17 protein-coding genes and 1 pseudogene are annotated in these 17,933 nt (G+C 72.4%); 9 read left to right on the forward strand and 9 right to left on the reverse strand.

Going from position 1 to position 17,933, the window contains the following annotated elements:
- Window positions 1-188: 188 nt before the first annotated feature.
- Both ACTWQE_RS01975 and ACTWQE_RS01980 read left to right on the forward strand, forming a co-directional pair.
- The gene (locus ACTWQE_RS01975) at window positions 189-1,529 is read left to right on the forward strand and encodes an MFS transporter (RefSeq protein WP_443327013.1); all 1,341 of its coding nucleotides are present in this window, start codon (window positions 189-191) and stop codon (window positions 1,527-1,529) included.
- Window positions 1,530-1,584: 55 nt separating this feature from the next.
- A complete protein-coding gene (locus ACTWQE_RS01980) occupies window positions 1,585-2,769 on the forward strand; it encodes an anhydro-N-acetylmuramic acid kinase (protein ID WP_443327014.1) in 1,185 nt (394 codons plus the stop codon).
- Between the two features lie 287 nt (window positions 2,770-3,056).
- On the opposite strand, the gene ACTWQE_RS01985 is transcribed toward ACTWQE_RS01980, so the two are convergent.
- The 4 genes from ACTWQE_RS01985 to ACTWQE_RS02000 all read right to left on the reverse strand — a co-directional run bounded on the left by ACTWQE_RS01985 (window position 3,057) and on the right by ACTWQE_RS02000 (window position 6,827).
- Entirely contained in the window at window positions 3,057-3,908 is an 852-nt protein-coding gene (locus ACTWQE_RS01985; protein WP_443327015.1) for a class I SAM-dependent methyltransferase, read from the reverse strand.
- 454 nt (window positions 3,909-4,362) lie between these two features.
- Window positions 4,363-5,061, reverse strand: coding sequence for a cytochrome b/b6 domain-containing protein (locus ACTWQE_RS01990; protein WP_443327016.1), 699 nt, complete (start codon window positions 5,059-5,061; stop codon window positions 4,363-4,365).
- Window positions 5,045-5,776, reverse strand: a complete 732-nt coding sequence (locus ACTWQE_RS01995; protein ID WP_443327017.1) for a molybdopterin-dependent oxidoreductase — start codon at window positions 5,774-5,776, stop codon at window positions 5,045-5,047. The genes ACTWQE_RS01990 and ACTWQE_RS01995 overlap by 17 nt, the downstream gene beginning before the upstream one ends.
- Window positions 5,777-5,957: 181 nt before the next feature.
- Complete coding sequence (locus tag ACTWQE_RS02000; protein WP_443327018.1) at window positions 5,958-6,827, reverse strand: CDP-alcohol phosphatidyltransferase family protein; 870 nt, start codon at window positions 6,825-6,827, stop codon at window positions 5,958-5,960.
- Window positions 6,828-6,951: 124 nt separating this feature from the next.
- On the opposite strand from ACTWQE_RS02000, the gene ACTWQE_RS02005 reads away from it, so the two are divergent.
- The 5 genes from ACTWQE_RS02005 to ACTWQE_RS02025 all read left to right on the forward strand — a co-directional run bounded on the left by ACTWQE_RS02005 (window position 6,952) and on the right by ACTWQE_RS02025 (window position 11,467).
- A complete protein-coding gene (locus tag ACTWQE_RS02005) occupies window positions 6,952-7,944 on the forward strand; it encodes a zinc-dependent alcohol dehydrogenase (RefSeq protein WP_443327019.1) in 993 nt (330 codons plus the stop codon).
- 124 nt (window positions 7,945-8,068) lie between these two features.
- Entirely contained in the window at window positions 8,069-8,467 is a 399-nt protein-coding gene (locus ACTWQE_RS02010; RefSeq protein WP_443327020.1) for a 6-pyruvoyl trahydropterin synthase family protein, read from the forward strand.
- Between the two features lie 68 nt (window positions 8,468-8,535).
- Window positions 8,536-9,606: a glycosyltransferase family 4 protein gene (locus ACTWQE_RS02015; RefSeq protein WP_443327144.1), complete on the forward strand. Its 1,071-nt coding sequence runs from the start codon at window positions 8,536-8,538 to the stop codon at window positions 9,604-9,606.
- Window positions 9,603-10,463 carry a class I SAM-dependent methyltransferase gene (locus ACTWQE_RS02020; RefSeq protein WP_443327021.1) on the forward strand — a complete coding sequence of 287 codons (861 nt, stop codon included), beginning with the start codon at window positions 9,603-9,605 and terminating at the stop codon, window positions 10,461-10,463. The genes ACTWQE_RS02015 and ACTWQE_RS02020 overlap by 4 nt, the downstream gene beginning before the upstream one ends.
- Window positions 10,382-11,467: a lysylphosphatidylglycerol synthase transmembrane domain-containing protein gene (locus ACTWQE_RS02025; RefSeq protein ID WP_443327022.1), complete on the forward strand. Its 1,086-nt coding sequence runs from the start codon at window positions 10,382-10,384 to the stop codon at window positions 11,465-11,467. Before ACTWQE_RS02020 ends, ACTWQE_RS02025 begins: the two co-directional genes overlap by 82 nt.
- 108 nt (window positions 11,468-11,575) lie before the next feature.
- Here the strand turns inward: ACTWQE_RS02025 and ACTWQE_RS02030 are convergent.
- Together ACTWQE_RS02030 and ACTWQE_RS02035 are read right to left on the reverse strand one after the other, a co-directional pair.
- Window positions 11,576-12,241: pseudogene (locus ACTWQE_RS02030) on the reverse strand (RibD family protein); the annotation flags it as partial.
- Between the two features lie 243 nt (window positions 12,242-12,484).
- On the reverse strand, window positions 12,485-13,222 hold the full coding sequence (locus ACTWQE_RS02035) for a creatininase family protein (RefSeq protein ID WP_443327023.1): 738 nt from the start codon (window positions 13,220-13,222) through the stop codon (window positions 12,485-12,487).
- A gap of 221 nt (window positions 13,223-13,443) precedes the next feature.
- On the opposite strand from ACTWQE_RS02035, the gene ribA reads away from it, so the two are divergent.
- On the forward strand, window positions 13,444-14,100 hold the full coding sequence (gene ribA, locus ACTWQE_RS02040) for a GTP cyclohydrolase II (RefSeq protein WP_443327024.1): 657 nt from the start codon (window positions 13,444-13,446) through the stop codon (window positions 14,098-14,100).
- A 422-nt stretch (window positions 14,101-14,522) separates the two neighbouring features.
- Here the strand turns inward: ribA and ACTWQE_RS02045 are convergent, their stop codons facing one another.
- The 3 genes from ACTWQE_RS02045 to ACTWQE_RS02055 all read right to left on the reverse strand — a co-directional run bounded on the left by ACTWQE_RS02045 (window position 14,523) and on the right by ACTWQE_RS02055 (window position 16,216).
- Entirely contained in the window at window positions 14,523-14,930 is a 408-nt protein-coding gene (locus tag ACTWQE_RS02045) for a nuclear transport factor 2 family protein (RefSeq protein ID WP_443327025.1), read from the reverse strand.
- A 474-nt stretch (window positions 14,931-15,404) separates the two neighbouring features.
- Window positions 15,405-15,821, reverse strand: a complete 417-nt coding sequence (locus ACTWQE_RS02050) for a CBS domain-containing protein (protein ID WP_443327026.1) — start codon at window positions 15,819-15,821, stop codon at window positions 15,405-15,407.
- A gap of 68 nt (window positions 15,822-15,889) precedes the next feature.
- Window positions 15,890-16,216, reverse strand: a complete 327-nt coding sequence (locus ACTWQE_RS02055) for a plasmid stabilization protein (RefSeq protein ID WP_443327027.1) — start codon at window positions 16,214-16,216, stop codon at window positions 15,890-15,892.
- Window positions 16,217-16,839: 623 nt separating this feature from the next.
- Between ACTWQE_RS02055 and ACTWQE_RS02060 the strand changes: the two genes are divergently transcribed.
- A complete protein-coding gene (locus ACTWQE_RS02060; RefSeq protein WP_443327028.1) occupies window positions 16,840-17,925 on the forward strand; it encodes an NAD-dependent epimerase/dehydratase family protein in 1,086 nt (361 codons plus the stop codon).
- Window positions 17,926-17,933 lie beyond the last annotated feature (8 nt).

Raw genomic sequence — 17,933 nt, forward strand, 5'->3', positions numbered from 1 at the left:
ATACCTGGCAACCTGCACTGTGAGGCTCCGGTGGATGTGCGAAGTGCACATAGGGCGCCGCCGGGGCCGCGGCGGTGGGGCGAAAGGCGGAGCGGACGCGTGAAAGTTATTGACAGTCTCTGAGGCTGTGGTGAAACTAACTTTCACCGCCGCTCGCCACGGCACCCGCGAACCTGGAAGTGCCAGAGATGACCACCTCCGTACACGGCCCTGCCCAGGAGACCGTCGGCTCGCCGCGCTCACGCCGAGCGCTGGTGGCGGGGTCGGTCGGCAACTTCATCGAGTGGTACGAGTTCGGCGTCTACGGCTACTTCGCGACGATCATCGCCGCGAACTTCTTCACCCCTGAGGGCGGAAGCGACGCCGAGGGGCTCATCAAGACGTACGCCTCCTTCGCGCTGGCCTTCTTCTTCCGGCCGGTGGGCGCCGCGCTCTTCGGCCGCGTGGGCGACCGTATCGGCCGCCGCCCCACGCTGATCCTCGTCCTCCTGCTCATGACCGGGGCCACCACGCTGATCGGTCTGCTCCCCACCCACGCCACGCTCGGGGCGGCCGCTCCCTGGCTGCTCACCCTGATGCGCGCGGTGCAGGGCCTCTCCGCGGGAGGCGAGTTCGGCGGTGCGGTGTCGATCATGACGGAGTTCGCGCCCCGCGGCAGGCGCGGGCTGTACGGGTCGTGGCAGTCCTTCACGGTGGCGCTGGGCCTGCTGGCAGGCGCGGGCATGGCGGCGCTGCTCGCCACCGTGCTCTCCGCCACCGAACTCGACGCGTGGGGCTGGCGGGTGCCGTTCCTGATGACCCTTCCCATGGGGCTCGCCGCCCTGTGGCTGCGGCTGCGCCTGGAGGAGACTCCCCCGTTCCGGCGGATCCGTGAGGACCTCCCCGCCACGTCCGGCGGGCCGCGGACCTCCCGGGCCGCCGGGCCCCGTACGGGCGAGGTGGCCGTGGCGATCGTGCTGGGCGCCGGACGGCTCATGGGCTGGTCGGCGGCGGGATACACCTTCCTCGTCGTGCTGCCCGCCTATCTCCAGAGCACGCTCGACGCGACCTTCCAGCAGGCGCTGGTGGCGACCGTACTGGCCAACCTGGGCTTCGCCGCCTCGATCGTTCCGGCGGGTGCGCTGAGCGACCGGGTCGGCAGGCGCGCGGTGATGACGACCGGGGCGGCGCTGGTGGTGCTGCTCGCGTTCCCGCTGCTGAACCTGCTCCAGGACCCGGCTGCCCCGCCCCTCGGCAAGGGTCTGGCGGTGTGCGTGGCAGGTGCCGTCGTCGGGCTGATGGCGGGACCCGGCCCGGCCATGCTCGCCGAGATGTTCCCGACAGGCGTCCGGTACACCGGCCTCGGCCTGGCGTACGCGCTGTCCAACGCCGTGTTCTCCGGCTGCGCGGGGCTCATCATCACCGAACTGATCCAGCGCACCGGCCATGCCGACATCCCGGCGTACTACGTGGCCGGGACCTGTCTCGTCAGCGTTGCGGCGCTGCTCACCCTGCGTGGGGACGACCACCGGCGCTCCCTGCGCGACTGACACCCCCCAGCGCTGTGCGCGACCGTCCCCGACCGACCAGGAGAGCGAACGAACGATGCGGGTGATCGGGCTGATGTCGGGCACCTCCTTCGACGCGATCGATGCCGCCGCCGCGGATCTGACGCTCGAGGAGGACACTCTCGTCCTGACCCCGCTGGGGCTGGTGAGCGATCCCTGGCCCGATGAGCTACGGGCCGCGCTGGCCGCGGCGCTGCCGCCCGCGGCGACCACCCTGCAGGAGATCTGCCGGCTCGACACCCGGATCGGCCAGGCCTTCGCGGCGGCCGCCGTACGGGCCCGCCGGGAGCTGTGCGAGGACCGCGCCGACCTGATCACCTCCCATGGGCAGACGGTCTACCACTGGACGGAGCACGGCCGGGTGCACGGGACGCTCCAGATCGGACAGCCCGCCTGGATCGCCGAAGCCACCGGCTGTCCTGTGGTGTCGGACCTGCGGACCCGGGACGTCGCCGCCGGGGGCCAGGGCGCACCGTTGGTGAGCGTCGTCGACGTCATGTGGCTGCGCGGCCGGCCCGGCGTACCCGTCGCCCTGAATCTGGGAGGCATCGCCAACATCACGGCGGCCGGGGAGGCGGGCGAACCCATCGCCTTCGACACCGGCCCCGCCAACGCCCTGATCGACGTGGCGGTCCGGGATCTGACCCACGGCCGGATGGACTACGACGCGGAAGGACGCCTGGCCGCCCGGGGGAGCGTTGACGCGGAGTTGCTCCAACGGCTCCTCGACGAGCCGTACTACGCCCAACCGGCGCCCAAGACGACCGGCAAGGAAGCGTTCCATCTGCCGTATCTGCGGGCCGAGTTGACGGGCTACGCCCCGCTGCCGGCCGAGGACGTCGTCGCCACCCTCACCCAGCTGACCGCCCGGACCGTCGCCGACGCGGTGCGTACGGTCAAGGCGACCGAGGTCATCGCTTCCGGCGGCGGCACCCGCAACCCGGTTCTGATGTCCATGCTCCGCAGCGCACTTCCCGGGATCCCGCTGCGGACCTCCGACGAACTCGGCCTGCCGTCCGCCGCCAAGGAGGCCTACGCCTTCGCCGTGCTCGGGTACCTGACCGTCCATGGCCTGGCTGGCACCGTGCCGGCGTGCACCGGAGCCCGTCGTCCCAGCGTCCTGGGTTCCCTCACCCCCGGCGCCCGCGGTCTGCGTCTGCCGCCACCGCCGGAGACTCCACCCCTGCGCCTGCGTCTGCGGATGGCGGCCTCAGGCCGGTGACGGCCGGCGGGCCCTGAGGCCGCGCCGGCCGCCCCGGAGGGCCGTGTCCGGCCGACGCGGCCGTCCGTCTCGCAGGGTGAAGTGGGCCCGGTTCCGCGCTCGTACGGTGCGTCCCCCGTTCTCGCCGGTTCTCCCCCGCACCCGTACCGGCCCTGAAGGTGAGGGCCGGTACGGGTACGGGCTCTCCGCCCCGAGGTGTACGCGCAGGGGCTGCGGCCGGTCGGTGTGGACGTTGTTCCCCGCAGCCTCCCTCGCAGCCGACGTGGACGGACCGCGTCCCCGGCCCGCTATGCGTGGGCGAGTAGCGCGTAGAGCAGGGGGATCCGCGGGGACGCGTCAGGCAGCCGCCACCAGCCCGTCGCGGTGCGGACCATCCGGGGCCACCGGGGCCAGGGCAGCTCGTCGCCCTCCCTGAGCTTCGCGATCCGCAGGCCCGCCCCGACCAGGGCGTTGATCACCTCGTCGAGCCCGTGCATCCATTCGAAGCTCTCGGTCGCGCCCTCCACGGCAGGGCCGTCGGTGTACGTGTAGGTCGCGTCCCGGCGGACGGCACCGCGGCCACCGAGGTAGTCGTGGCGCAGCAGGAGTCCGTCCCCCTCGCCGTCGGCCGGCGTGCGGCCCAGGGCCTGGAACAGCGGGTGGAATTCCACGATGTACAGCTGCCCTCCGGGCCGGAGCAACCCGGCGACGAGTCCGGCCCAGCGGTCGAGATCCGGCAGGTAGCAGAGGGCGCCTTTCCCGGTGTAGATCAGATCGAACCGGCGCTCGCCGAGCACGTCGGCCGCGTCGTAGACGTTGGCCCGGACGTAGGCGACGTCGGCACCGGCGCGCGCCGCGATGTCGCGTGCCGCGGCCACCGACGCACCGGAGATGTCCAGGCCGACCGTACGGGCTCCGCGTTCGGCGAAGGCGATCGTCTCGGTGCCCAGATGGCACTGCAGATGGAGCACGTCCCGCCCGGCGGGCGCGCCGAGGTCCTCCCACTCGAACGAGGCGAACCAACGGGAGGGGGCGGGGGCTTCGCTCAGACCGTAGAAACGGCTGGCGAGGTGGACGGGGGTCCGCGCGTCCCAGTTGGCCTGATTGGTCTGCATCATCTGACGGACAGCGGGATCGAACCGTTCGGATGCCTCAGTCATGGACCCCTCCAACCTTGGTGCCGGCCTCCCCGGGCGCCAACGGGGAGAAGGTTCGAGCCCTGCCCCACCGACCCGGGCAGCGGGGCTCGATCCGGCGACAGCGCGGGTGTCTCATGGGACGTGGCCGGCGGCTGCGGGATACGCGTCGCACGGATGCGGGGGCCCCGGACTCCCTCCGGACACTTGGCTGCGCGACCCTCGGGATTCCGTGGATCGCGGTGGAGGGCGCGTGGGGTCGCGGAACACCAGGGAGCCCGGCCGGGCGGCGACGGGGGATGCACCACCCGACCGGGCATAATCACAGCCTAGAGGGTTGATCACGACGAAGGGGCGGGTTGCATGAGGGTTGCATGTAGTTGGTGGCGGGAGAGTTTCTGATCCACGACGTGAGCACGCGAGCCGTACGAGGTGCTCGGCCTGGTGGCGCAGGGCGGGTCGGGCGGATGTCGGGTCGTCATGAGCCCGCGGGCCCGCATCCCGGCGGGGAATCGCCGGGATGCTCCCACAGGGGGTGTTCGCGGCGGGCCCAGCCCGGGTCGACCGTTCCGGTGCGAAGACCCCGGCGGGACTCCGGATCGCGGACCGCCATCCGCACATGCCCGGCAATGACCACCGCGAGGGCGAGCGCGAGCCAGTCGTGCACGAAGGTCGCGCCCGTGCGCCAGAGGACCGGGGCGAGGCCCGTGAACCACATCAGCAACCCCGTACCCAGCATGACCAGAACGGCGCCGGCGGTGTACGCCGCGTAGAGCTTCTGACCCGCGTTGAACTTGCCGGCCGGGCGGGACGGGGCCCGTTGGCCGCGGCGCAGGGCGGCGCGCAGCCAGCGACGGTCGTGGGAGCCGAAGCGGTTGAGCCGGCGCAGGTCGGAGCGGAAGGCGCGACTGAAGAGGCCGAGCAGTGCGGGGGCGGGCAGCAGCAGCCCCGACCACTGGTGGAGGGTGACCACCAGGGCGCGTCGGCCGACGAGTTCCGCGAGGAAGGGGAGGTAGAGACAGCCGGCGGTCACCATGCAGATGCCCATCAGGACGGCGGTGGCCCGGTGGACCCAGCGCTCGGCCGGGGTGAAGCGGGATACGCGCGGGCGGTCGGGGCCGTCCGGGCCGGGGGTCTCCGCCTCGGCGCGGGGGCGGGCCTCAGGTCGTCGGAGCATCGTCGCGTCCGTTCGATGTCCCGACCCAGGCGTCGATGTCGTAGCCCCGCTTCTCCCAGTACCCGGGGCGCACCTCCCGGGTGAGGGTGATCCCCGACAGCCACTTGGCGGACTTGTAGAAGTACATCGGCGCCACATACAGCCGCGCCGGCCCGCCGTGCCCGTGGGTCAGCGGCCTGTCCCGCAGGCGCAGGGCGACCAGCACGTCGGGCCGACGGGCCTGTTCGAGGGTGAGGCTCTCGCTGTACGCGCCGTCGAAGCAGGTGAAGCGGACCGCCGTGGCCTCCGCCCGTACGCCGGCGGCGTCGAGCAGCCGGGACAGCCGTACGCCCTCGAAGGGGGTACTGGGCACCCGCCAGCCGGTGACGCACTGGACGTCCCGTACGAGCCGGTCCTGGGGCAGTGCGCGCAGATCCGCGAGCCGGTGGGCGGCGGGCCGGTCGACGAGCCCGCCCACGGTCAGCCGGTAGTCCTCCGGCGTCCGGTGTGGGACCGAGGAGGCGACGGAGTAGTAGCGGAAGCCCCCGCTGCCGGGAAGCAGCCCGGTCAGCCCAGTGGGGTCCTTGTCCGCGGCGGCTCCCAGGGCGGAGTCCACGCGGTCCTGGAGATGGGGCGCGGCCGCCACGCCTGCCGCGCCGAGGCCGAGCATGCCGAGCACGAGACGGCGGCCGACCGGCGTGCCGTGCCCGTCGGCTGGGGTGTCTTCGGTGGTCACCTCTTGATTCGAGCACCGAGCGGCGGCTCTGGCCAGGGTGTCCGGGCAGCCGTCAGACCTTCGTCAGGACTGCCACCCGCCCGGGCCCGCACCGACCGGCCGGTTACGGAAACGCCCGTACTCCCGCGCGGTAGACCGTATGGACTTGGCGCAGGGTGGATGTCCCCGTGCCGGCGGCTTGTCATCCCGCGCCTCGGCCCGGTCCGTGGAGGACCGTCTCCCTGGGGCTCCCCCTGGACGGGCGGGCTTCTCCGCAGACCGGAGCAGGCGTACGCCGGGATCGCGGCCTCCCGGAAGCGAGCGGCGGGCGCGCCGAGGGGACGGCCCCTGCGGTCCGACGGTCCCTCACCCGCCAGAGCCATGCGATATCGCGTCCGAAGGACCAGGCGAGCAGGGCCAGTGCCAGGAAGACGGCCGCGAACGCCGGCAGGCGCGGGAGCACCCCCGCGGCGGCCACCAGGAGGGCTATCCCCTGCAGGGCCGCGACCGCCTTGCGGGCCGTGCTGGGCGGCAGCGCCCCGCGCAGCCACGGCAGCACCCACGCCGCAGCGACGAAGGCGTACCGCATACCGCCGATCAACAGCACCCACGCGCCCATCGACAGGGCGACATGGACACTGAGCACCAGGATGAGAACGGCATCGACCTCCATGTCGAAGCGTGCCCCCAGGGGGGAGGCCGTCCCGGTGCGCCGGGCGACCTGGCCGTCGACCGCGTCGAGAACCAGCGCCACCGCGGCGAGGGTCACCAGGAACGCGACCGGCGGCTCCCTCCCGATGGAGTCCGCGACCAGCGCGGTCACACCCCCGACGAGTGTCGCCCGGGCGAGGGTGACCTGGTTGGCCGGTCCGAAGGCCCGGGTCCAGGACCGGCGCAGGGCGAGCGTGAGCACGGCCCAGGTGGCGACCGCGAAGACCGAACCCGTCAGCCAGCCCGCGGGCCCCAGACCGATCGCCGTGGAGAGCACCGCGAGCAGCAGGATCTGCGCGCCCGCTCCCACGGTCGGTTCCTGCCGGAACAGCCTTATGTCGTACCCGTCGTGGACGGCCACCGTGCCCCCTCCGGCTGTGTGGCAGAGTCGATCAGTGCTGCGTACCGTATGCGCGACGTCGTGATCTACGGACGTCGCGCTTACTAGAACGTGAACCGTCGCCCGAATGTTCAGGAGGATGCCGATGAAGCGGGCCGCCCGCGCCTTCTGGCTCCGTTCACCCGGCCACGGTGAGATCCGGGAGGTCGCCCTGCCGGAACCCGCAACGGACGACGTCGTGGTGCGCACGCTCTGTTCCGGTGTGAGCCGCGGGACGGAGACCCTCGTCTTCCGCGGCGGCGTACCCGGGAGCCAGCACGCCACGATGCGGGCGCCCTTCCAGGACGGAGAGTTCCCCGGGCCCGTCAAGTACGGCTATCTCAACGTCGGCCTGGTCGAAGAGGGGCCGGCGCCCCTGCTCGGCCGTACGGTCTTCTGCCTCTATCCGCACCAGACCCGGTACGTCGTCCCGGCGAAGGCCGTGACCCCGGTGCCGGACACCGTCCCCGCAGCGCGGGCCGTGCTGGCCGGGACGGTGGAGACCGCCGTGAACGCCCTCTGGGACGCCGCACCGCTGATCGGCGACCGGATCGCCGTGGTCGGGGCCGGGATGGTCGGCGCGTGCGTCGCCGCCCTCCTCTCCCGGTACCCCGCCGTCCGCGTCCAGTTGGTCGACGCCGACCCCACGCGGGCAGGCCTCGCCGAGGCGCTGGGCGTCGACTTCGCGCTCCCGGCGGACGCGGCGGGCGGCTGCGACCTGGTCGTCCACGCCAGCGCCACCGAGGACGGGCTCGCGCGCTCGCTGGAGCTCCTCGCTCCGGAGGGGACGGTCCTCGAGATGAGCTGGTACGGCGACCGGCGGATCAGCCTGCCACTGGGGGAGGCCTTCCACTCCCGCCGCCTGGTCGTGCGCAGCAGCCAGGTCGGGGCTGTCTCCCCGGCCCGCCGCTCCCGGCGGACCTTCGCCGACCGGCTGGCACTCGCCCTCGATCTCCTCGCCGACCCGGCCTTCGACGCACTGGTCACCGGTGAATGCGCCTTCGAGGAGCTGCCGCGGGTGATGCCCCGGCTGGCCTCCGGCGAGCTCCCGGCGCTGTGTCACCGGGTGGTGTACGCAACCGCCGCGGATCCGGTCTGAGCAGGAACGCGACCCCGTCCGTACTCATGAGCACAAGAACGAGCGAGGCCCGGACGGCGAACCCGGTCCGTGCCACCCGTACGCCCCGGCGGGGGCGGACACCGACACCCTGGAGGGTCATCCGTTGTTCAGCGTCACCGTCCGCGATCACTTCATGGTCGCCCACAGCTTCCGCGGCGAGGTCTTCGGACCGGCGCAGCGTCTGCACGGAGCGACGTTCATCGTGGACGCCACGTTCCGCCGCGCCGAGCTGGACGCCGACAACATCGTCGTCGACATCGGTCTGGCCAGTCGGGAACTGGGCGCCGTGGTCGGTGAGCTCAACTACCGCAACCTCGACGACGAGCCCGCCTTCGCCGGGATCAACACCTCCACCGAGGCGCTGGCGAAGATCGTCGCCGACCGCCTCGCCGACCGTATTCACGACGGGGCACTGGGCGAGGGCGCCCGCGGACTGGACGGCATCATGGTGACTCTGCACGAATCGCATATCGCCTGGGCGAGTTACGAGCGCGGCCTGTGAACCGCGGCGACGCGACCACGCTCCGCTCCGGCGGTACCACGACCGCCGTGCGCTCGGTGCACGTCGTCATGCCCGGTGACGTCGACGACCCCGCCGCCCCCAGCGGCGGCAACACCTACGACCGCCGGGTGTGCCAGGGCCTGCCCGGCGCCGGCTGGCAGGTCCACGAGCACACCGTCGCGGGCTCCTGGCCCCAGCCCGGAGAGGCGGCCCGCGCGGAACTGGCCCGCAGGCTCGCGTCGCTCGCGGACGGCACCGTCGTCCTCCTCGACGGACTCGTCGCCTGCGGCGTCCCCGACATCGTCGTCCCCGAGGCCGAACGGCTGCGTCCGGCGGTGCTGGTGCACCTTCCGCTGGGTGACGAGACGGGGCTCGCCCCCTTCCTGGCGTCGGGGCTGGACGCCCGGGAGCGCAGGACCCTGCGCGCGGTGCCCGCGGTCGTGGCCACCAGCGGCTGGGCCGCCCGCCGGCTGGTGGACCACCACGGGCTCGCGCCCGGCCGGGTCCATGTCGCCGCCCCCGGCGCCGATACGGCGCCCCTGGCATCCGGCACCGACGGCGTCACGCGGCTGCTGTGCGTCGCCGCGGTGACCCCGCGCAAAGGACAGCACCGGCTGGTGGAAGCCCTGGCGGCCGTGGCCGACCTGCCCTGGAGCTGCGTCTGCGTCGGCAGCCTGCACCAGGACCCCGAATACGTCGCCCGGATCCGCGAGCTGGTGGAGACCCACGACCTCGGCGACCGGCTGCACCTCGTCGGTCCCCGGGCCGGAGCGGAACTGGACGCGAGCTACGCCGCCGCCGATCTCCTGGTGCTCACCTCGTACGCCGAGACGTACGGCATGGTCGTGACCGAGGCTCTCGCGCGCGGCGTTCCTGTGCTGGCGACAGCCGTGGACGGTGTGCCGGAGGCGGTCGGGCGGGCGTCCGACGGCCGCGTACCGGGTCTTCTCGTGCCGTCGGACGACCCGGCGGCGTTCCCGGCGGCACTGCGTCGCTGGTTCGGCGAGCCGTATCTGCGCCGTCGGCTCAAGGCATCCGCACGCCACCGGCGTGCCGCGCTGGAAGGGTGGGAGATGACGTCACGCAGTCTGGCCGGTGTGCTGGAACAGCTTCGACAGGAGCCCCGGAGGACCGCATGAGTACGACCGACGCGCCTGGTTACGCCCCGGAGTGGCTGGAGTTGAGGGAGAGCGCCGACGCCGCCGCCCGTGCGCCCCGGCTCCTCGACCCGCTGCGACGTCACCTGGCGGACAGGGCGGGACAGGTCACGCCAGGACTGGTGGTGCGCGACCTCGGCTGCGGCACCGGCTCCATGGGACGGTGGCTCGCACCCCGGCTGACCGGCCCCCAGCACTGGATCCTGCATGATCACGATCCCGCCCTGCTCGACCGGGCCGGGGCGGACACCCCCTCGACGGCAGCCGACGGCAGCCCCGTCACGGTCGAGACGGTGCGCGGTGACCTCGCATGCCTGGACGCGGACGCGCTCGCCGGTACCTCGCTGGTGACGGCCTCCGCACTGCTGGACGTACTGACCCGCGACGAGATGGAGGGGCTCGTCGCGGCCTGCGCCCGCGCCGACTGCCCGGTGCTGCTGGCGCTCTCCGTGGTGGGGCGGGTCGAGCTCACACCGGCCGAACCGCTGGACGCCGAGATCGCCGATGCCTTCAATGCCCACCAGCGCCGCACCGTTCACGGCCGCCGCCTCCTCGGGCCGGAGGCCGTGGCCGCGGCCTGTGAAGCCTTCGCCCAGCACGCCATGACCGTACGAGCGGCTGCCAGCCCGTGGACGCTCGGCCCCGAAGCATCCGCGCTGACGGCGGAGTGGCTCCAGGGCTGGGTCGGCGCGGCCTGCGACCAGCGGCCGGATCTCGCCCCGCGCGCCGGAGAGTATCTGCGGCGCCGTCTGGCCGCGTGCGCGGCGGGCGAGTTGCGGGCGGTGGTGCACCACAGCGACCTGCTCGCCCTGCCCCGACGCGTGTCCGGGGTCTCGTGATCACGCGCGCGGGCTGGGCCAGGATCAGAACGCTCGCCGGACTGGGCATCCTGATCGTGCTGCTGTGGCGGCTGGGCACCGGCGCCTTCCTGGACGGGCTGCGCAGGATCGACAGTCCCGCCCTTCTGGGAGCCGTCGCCATCGGGCTGCTCACCACCGTGTGCAGCGCCTGGCGCTGGTGCCTGGTGGCGCGCGGACTGGGCCTCCGGCTGCCGCTGGGGCAGGCCGTCGCGGACTACTACCGTGCCCTGTTCCTGAACGCGGCGCTGCCCGGGGGAGTCCTCGGCGATGTGCACCGCGCCGTACGGCACGGACAGCACGCCGGTGACCTCGGCCGGGGCGTACGCGCGGTGGTCCTCGAACGGGCCGCGGGACAGGTGGCCCTCCTCGCCGCCGGTGTGACGATCCTGCTCGCCCGGCCGTCCCTGCTCCTGGCCGGCGCGCACCATCTCGCCGCGACGCCCGGCGCCGCGGCGGCCCTGGCCGTGGTGGGCGGGCTGGTGGTCGCGGCCGTCGTACGGCTCCGCCGGAGGCCCGGCACTTCGCGAGGGTGGCGCGCGGTCCGCGCCGCCCTGGCCGAAGCGCGCCTCGGGCTGCTCGCCCGCGGCAGTTGGCCGGGGGTCGTGATCTCGTCCGCCGTGGTGCTGGCGGGGCACCTCGGCACCTTCCTGCTGGCGGCCCGCGTCGCGGGATCCGTCGCGCCGGCGGCCGAGTTGGTGCCCCTGATGGTGCTGGCCCTGATCGCGATGGCGCTACCGCTGAACGTCGGCGGCTGGGGGCCGCGGGAGGGCGTCACCGCGTGGGCTTTCGCCGCCGCCGGCCTGGGCGCGGCCCAGGGGCTGACCGTCGCCGTGGTGTACGGGGCGCTCACCTTCGCCGCGAGCCTGCCCGGTATCGGTGTGATCCTCGGCCGTTGGGTCGCCGGGTTGCGGCCCGAGCGCCCCCAGTTCGAGTTCGAAGAGCGTGTCCTCGCCGAGAGCGGCGCGGCGCACCGGGGGGCGTAGCGCATGCCGCATCACCGGCGTACCGGCGAAGCGGAGCCCGGGTATGCCGTCGCCGAGCAGGACCGGTGCCACGGTGACGTAGAGCCGGTGAAGTGCCCGCTCGTGCAGGAAGCGGGAGACGGTGACGCCACCGCCCTCGATCAGCACCCGGCCGAGGCCGCGCCGGGCGAGCGCTCGTATCAGGCGGTGGGGGGCGAACGCGGCGCTGTCCGGGAGGGTCAGTACCTCGACCCCCTCGCCGTCCGGGACGGTCCGTTGCCGTTCGCTGCCGGCGCCCACCACCCACAGGGTCGGCGCCGCCCCGTCGGTGAACACCCGGCGCCGCAGCGGAACCCGGCCGTGCGGGTCGAGGACGATGCGCACCGGGTTGACCCCGGCACAGGCCCGCACCGTCAGCTGCGGGTCGTCCGCGATCGCGGTCCCGGCCCCGACGACCACCGCGTCGGCCAGCGCGCGCAGGCGGTGCAGATGGCGGCGGTCCTCCTCGCCGGTCACATAGTCGGCGTCGCCGGTACGGGTCGCGATGAAACCGTCAAGGCTCTGCCCGAGCTGTGCGAACGTGATGCGCGGACCGGCCAGGCACAGCGGCAGATAGCGGTCGGCGAGCAGCGCCGCCTCAGGCGCGGCGTCCTGTCCCCACCGGCCGCCACCGTCCGCGACCCGGACGATCCCGGCGGCCTCGGCGTCCGCCGCGGACCGGATGCCGCGCAGGCGGTCCCAGGCCTCGGCCGCATCCAGTACGCCGCCCCGGTGCTCCGCGGCACGGCCCGTCATCGCGTCACCCGCCGGGTACCAGCCGGCCGTCGGACGGCGGGGGAGTCGGTCGCTGGGATAAGGGGCGCCTTTGTCACGCCTTTTGCCATGCCTTTCGTCATACGGTGCGTCACTGCCGGTGTCCGTACGGGCCGGATCCGACGGAGCGCTCGTCGTCTGTCTACCAAGCGGACCACGATCCTGTCACCGCGCGGCCCGCCCACCGTGGCTTCACAAAAACCGAGGGAAGGGAAGAAATGTCCGTTACGCGGCAAGAAGGGAAAGGTACTCGCCGAAGGAATCGACCAGACTTGCCAACAGTTCTTTTCCCTTCCTGGCGGACGCCCTGGACGGGCGGCCGATGACGCCCGACTCCGTATACGCCGACATGCCGAGACTGAGGAGATGCTTCCGCTCGTCGGCGAGACAATCGGACGTCTCATAACCGGGGCGCACCAGTTCCGGGTGGGCATGCAGCAGGATGGAGGTCTCCACTTCTCCGGCGTGCATATCGCTGGGCGACGGAGTCTGCACACCGGCCCTGTCCCGCGCGGCATCCCAGTCCGCCGGGCCCGGGAACAGTGCCATACGGGTATCCCCGCCGACGGATTCCTGAACGGCATTGCGGAGTACGTAATTTCCGCCGTGCCCGTTGACCAGAACCAGGGCGTCGATACCCGAGCGGCGCAGTGAGTCGGCGATGTCCCGCACAACGGCGTAGAGGGTCGTGGCGGAGATGCTGACGGTCCCCGGCCACGCCGCATGCTCGTGCGAGCAGGAGATCGTGACCGGAGGCAGCTGCAGGACCGGGTGTGCCGCGGCGATCTCCCGGGCGACGGTGCAGGCGATGACCGTGTCGGTCACCAGTGGAAGAAACGCGCCGTGCTGCTCGAAGCTGCCGATGGGAAGGACGGCCACGCCGGCCCGCCGCGCCCGCACCTCCTCGGTGGTGCTCAGCGGCAGCAGGCCGGAGGCCGTCCCGTACGTTCCCGAACCGCTCATGTCTTTCCGGCCTTTCCTTGTCCGTTCCGGGGCAGGCGCCCGTCGCGCGGCCCTGAATGCGGACGCACACCACATGACTTTACCGACGCGCTCACCGGAGCAGGCTACGCGGCAACGGAGCCCGCATCGGCCGAACGTGACGAAACGGCGGTCCGGTTGAGGTTCCATCTCATTATTCCTATACGCAGTTGAGCACTGACCGGCAGAGGTAAGATCCCGCCATGACAGAAAGTGATGTCGTGTTCGACAGCGGTGCTCGTCCATCAAGTGTCGAACGAGTGGTAAATGTCCGACTGCCCACGGTGCACGGCGATTTTCTGGCTACCGGCTACCTGGACCTCGCCAGTGGCGAGGAACAAGTGGCGCTGGTATACGGCGAAGTCGCGGGAGAAGGGGCACTCACCCGTGTGCATTCGGAGTGTCTGACCGGAGACGCCTTCGGATCCACGCACTGCGAGTGCGGCGACCAACTGTCCGCGGCGCTGCGCGCGATCGTCGCGGAGGGGCGCGGCGTTCTCGTGTACCTCCAGGGCCACGAGGGGCGCGGAATAGGGCTGTTGGCCAAACTGCAGGCGATGAAGCTCCAGACGGAGGGGCTGGACACGGTGGAGGCGAATCTCGCGCTCGGGCTCCCGGTCGACGCCCGTGACTACCGGGTGGCGGCGGAGATACTGCACGACCTCGGGGTGCGGTCGGTACGGCTGCTGTCGAACAACCCGCTCAAGCGCGAGGCGTTGCTGCGGTACGGCATCAAGATCGCCGAACAGGTGCCGCTGCTGATGCCGCCGTGTGAAGAGAACATCCGCTATCTGCGGACCAAGCGGGAGCGCCTCGATCACTATCTGCCCCACCTGGACGGCGCGGCCGACTGGTCCTGACCGCCCGCGGATGACGCACTCGCACCACCGTTTAGGGCCTGGTGGTACCCCGCCGGGGCGGCGGAGCCGACGGGGTCCACGGATGCGTCCGGACGGGGTCCACGGATGCGTCCGGACGGGGTCCACGGATGCGTCCGGATCCACGGTCTCCGGCGAGCGGCTCCCCCTCGCCGGCCTGCCGCCGTCCCCGCCGCACTGGCCCGGCGGGCGCGGGAACACGCGCGGGGCCCGACCCGCGGAACCGGCGATCTGTCGCCGACCTCCCTCAGCCGGCACCGCACGGGGAGCGCCTCCACGGCGACGGCCCGGAGGCGCGGCGGGACGTGCGCACCGGCAAAGGAGGCAAGCGGCGCGTGCCCCGCAACGGAGCGCTGTTCCCCGTTCCTGAACAGCTGCCCATGACCCCCGCAGGGGCTGTGTCGTCAGGTCCCGTCACTGGTGTCGGGGAACGAGTGGTGTTCGTGGGCGACGACCCAGCGGCCCTGCTCCTTGCGCAGCCCGAGGGTCAGTCGCAAGCGGTTCCCGGGGTTTTCGGCGAGCTCCTGCCCGGTCCCGCAGCGCAGCAGGGCGAAGGCATAGGCGACGTCGTCGCCGGCGGTGACGTCCAGGGACACGATCTCGAACGAGGCGCCCTGTGCCTGCCACTCGAAGAAGGGCGGCCACGTGTCGCGGTAGGCGTCGATACCGCGGACGCCCTCGTACGGTGGCGGCACATCGAACATCACGATGTCGTCGGAGTGGTCCGCGAGCACACCGTCCATGTCGCCACCGTGCACCGCTGCGGCCCACTGCTGGATCAAGGTCCGGATCCGCTTCTCGTCATCCACCATGCTCGGTTCACACCCTTTCGACAGCACCGGCTCCCCGAGGCGTTCGCCCGCGCAGTTCACCGATATGGACTTCCCTGAGCAGGGAGACTCATCGCTCGGGAGAGTATTCGGGGGGTGCTCCCGCCGACGGACACGGCGCGGGGGCATGGCCGGTTGCGGTCCGCCATGAGCAGGTGGGCCGGCCATGTGCCCGCCTGGGGGGTGAGGAGCACCAGGACGGACGCTGAGCACGCTGAGCCATGCCCGACAGTCGGCGGCAGGCTCGCCGCCGACCGCCGACCGCCGACCGCCGACCGCCGACCGCCGACCGCCGACCGCCGACCGCCGAGCAGGCGGACCCCCGTCGGTGCCGGCCCGGGTGCGCTCATCGCATCTCCGTGGTGGGCGTTCAGCGGTTGCGCTCCTCCGCGCCGGTACGGAGCGCCGGAGCCCTCGCCGAGGTGTCGTGGCGACCCTCGGTGTCCGCGCTGCCGGTCAGTCGGTGGACAGCGCTTCGAGCAGGTCTCCGACCTCGGGGTCCGGCAGGGCGCGGGCGACGTCGGCGAGGGCGACCATACCGACCAGGTCATGCCCGTCGATGACGGGGAGCCGCCGTACCTTGTGATTCTTCATGGTCGCGAAGATCTCGTCGGTGTCGTCGTCGGCGCCGATGGTCACGGCCTCGCCCTGGGCGAGATCCCCGACCTTGGTCTGTGCCGGGTCCTTGCCTTTGCCGAGGACCTTCACCACGATGTCCCGGTCGGTCAGCATGCCCTTGAGCCGGTTGTCGGTTCCGCAGATCGGCAGAGCGCCGACGTCCAACTCGGTGAGCTTGCGTGCCGCGTCCAGGACGCTGTCCTCGGCACCGGCGCACTCCGCTCCCGGAGTCATGATCTCCCGTGCCTTGGTCATCGCCGTACTCCTCACAGTCCGCCGCCCGCCCTGGGTCCTGTGAGCCGGGGCAGGCGTTGCCGGGTCGTTCAGCGGCCGAGGGCCTTGGCCAGTTGCTCCTTGGTCATCGTGGACCGGCCTTCGACACCGCGTTGTTTGGCCTCGTTGTAGAGCTGGTCACGGGTGGGGCCCTTGGATCCGCTGTGGGAGCGTTCGCCGCCCCGCTGGGGCGCGGACTTCTTGTCACGCGTCGACGTCTTGCTGGCGGACTTCGCCTCTCCGGCGCGTGCCCGCTCCTTGTTCACCGTCCGGGCGGCGATTTCCTTGGCCCGGCCGGTGGACGTCCCGCGTTCTTCCGCGCCTTCCTTGATGTGCTCGTACTGTCGTTCACGCTGACGACTGGAACCTGCGGGCATCGCTCTGCCCCTTCCCTTCTTGTGCGTTCTTCGTTTCCGGGCCGCCCCTCGACGAGGGTTTCCCGGCCGGAACAACGGCGCTCATCCGTTCCACGGCTGGGGCGGAACGCCGTACCACCCGGTGCCACAGCCCGTGACCGAACCGCGGGTGCGCGGTCGTCGGCCCCGCCCCCAGGTCTCTCCGGTTCGTACGGCCCGCATCCGACGGGGGACATCTCTCGGGTCCCCTCGATTCGCGCGCTCTAACGCCGATCGCCACGGACCGAGCACCGGCCCGCGGGAGGAGGACCCGCGGTGCCCGCACCGGCCCGCGGAAGGAGGACCCCCGGTGCCCGCTCCCCGCCATCACTCCGGAGGGGCCCGCGGGGATCGGTCTCCGCGAGCCGGTGCGACCTGCGTAAAGGGCTCCGGCGCCTGTTCGGGGGCCTCCGGTCCCGCTTCGCGACCGCTGTCGCCGATCCACGCGACAGGCTGTACGGGCCGGACGTGCGGCCCCGGCGGCTGCCCGCTCCCGCAGCGCCTCCATGTGCCGGTTTGCCTCATTTGCGCCCGGGTACTCCGGCGTAGATCGTGCCTGGGCGCCGGCTACCCCTCCGCGGCGCGAGAGGCGGAGGTGGTGAGCCATGAGCACAGCCGAGGAATCGTCGGCGCGGGGCCTGCGCGTGGTGGTCCTGGGGGCCACCGGCAACCTCGGGGTCCGGGTGGTGGAGCGACTCGGTGCGGACCACCGGGTGGGCTCCATCCTCGGCGTGGCGCGCCGGCTCCCCGAGTGGTCTCCGGCCAAGACGACCTGGGCCCGCGCGGACGTGGCGGAGAGTACGGAGCTGGCTGCGCTGTTCGACGGCGCTGACGCCGTTGTGCACCTGGCCTGGCTGTTCCAGCCGAGCCGCCGCCCGCGAGTCACCTGGCACACGAACGCGGTGGGCAGCGACCGGGTCTTCCGGGCGGCGGCCGCGGCCGGCGTACCGGCCCTGGTGCACGCCTCCTCCGTCGCGGCCTACTCACCGGGTCCCAAGGACCGCGGGGTCGACGAGACCTGGCCCACGCACGGATGGCCGGAGGCGGCCTACTGCCGTGAGAAGGCTTATGTGGAACGGCTCCTCGACCGCTTCGAGTGCGCGCATCCCGGTATTCGAGTGGTCCGGATGCGCCCCGGCATCGTCGTGATGGGGGAGTCGGCAGCCGAGCAGCGCCGCATCTTCGCCGGGCCCTTCGTCCCCGACCGCGCGTGGGGCCCGGTCCGGCTCCCGTTCGTACCGGACGTCCCGGGCCTGCGCTTTCAGGCCGTACACACCGACGACGTGGCCGACGCCTTCTGCCAGGCCGTCATCGGGCCGGTACACGGTGCCTTCAACCTCGCGGCGGAGCCGACCGTCGACGCACGACTGCTGGCCCGGCTGACCGGTACGCGGGCGGTGCCCATGCCGGACTGGCCGCTACGGGCCGCGGCCCGGGCCGCATGGCGGTTGCGCCTGATCCCCGCGCCGGCGCAACTGCTCGACGCGGTACTGGAATTTCCCCTCATGGACACCTCCCGGGCCCGGAACGTGCTGGGGTGGTCACCCCGGTACACGTCCGTCCAGGCCATGCAGGACTTCTTGGACGGTCTCCGCGAAGGAAGGGCCTTCTCCACACCCCCCTTGCGCCGACGTCTCCGGGGCGGCGGCCGCCTGCGGGAGGTGGCCACCGGCGTGGGCGGGCGACCGTGAGCGTCGGA

It is taken from the genome of Streptomyces sp. 8N706 (assembly GCF_052245415.1).
Classification (GTDB): domain Bacteria; phylum Actinomycetota; class Actinomycetes; order Streptomycetales; family Streptomycetaceae; genus Streptomyces.

Bases quoted from the DNA above. Each gene is read 5' to 3' on its own strand.
- ACTWQE_RS02045 (WP_443327025.1), bottom strand. From the start codon at position 14,930: ATGGTGGATGACGAGAAGCGGATCCGGACCTTGATCCAGCAGTGGGCC.
- ACTWQE_RS02060 (WP_443327028.1), top strand. From the start codon at position 16,840: ATGAGCACAGCCGAGGAATCGTCGGCGCGGGGCCTGCGCGTGGTGGTC.
- ACTWQE_RS01980 (WP_443327014.1), top strand. From the start codon at position 1,585: ATGCGGGTGATCGGGCTGATGTCGGGCACCTCCTTCGACGCGATCGAT.
- ACTWQE_RS02055 (WP_443327027.1), bottom strand. From the start codon at position 16,216: ATGCCCGCAGGTTCCAGTCGTCAGCGTGAACGACAGTACGAGCACATC.
- ACTWQE_RS02005 (WP_443327019.1), top strand. From the start codon at position 6,952: ATGAAGCGGGCCGCCCGCGCCTTCTGGCTCCGTTCACCCGGCCACGGT.
- ACTWQE_RS02050 (WP_443327026.1), bottom strand. From the start codon at position 15,821: ATGACCAAGGCACGGGAGATCATGACTCCGGGAGCGGAGTGCGCCGGT.
- ACTWQE_RS02020 (WP_443327021.1), top strand. From the start codon at position 9,603: ATGAGTACGACCGACGCGCCTGGTTACGCCCCGGAGTGGCTGGAGTTG.
- ACTWQE_RS01985 (WP_443327015.1), bottom strand. From the start codon at position 3,908: ATGACTGAGGCATCCGAACGGTTCGATCCCGCTGTCCGTCAGATGATG.
- ACTWQE_RS02015 (WP_443327144.1), top strand. From the start codon at position 8,536: ATGCCCGGTGACGTCGACGACCCCGCCGCCCCCAGCGGCGGCAACACC.
- ACTWQE_RS02035 (WP_443327023.1), bottom strand. From the start codon at position 13,222: ATGAGCGGTTCGGGAACGTACGGGACGGCCTCCGGCCTGCTGCCGCTG.
- ACTWQE_RS01990 (WP_443327016.1), bottom strand. From the start codon at position 5,061: ATGCTCCGACGACCTGAGGCCCGCCCCCGCGCCGAGGCGGAGACCCCC.
- ACTWQE_RS01975 (WP_443327013.1), top strand. From the start codon at position 189: ATGACCACCTCCGTACACGGCCCTGCCCAGGAGACCGTCGGCTCGCCG.
- ribA (WP_443327024.1), top strand. From the start codon at position 13,444: ATGACAGAAAGTGATGTCGTGTTCGACAGCGGTGCTCGTCCATCAAGT.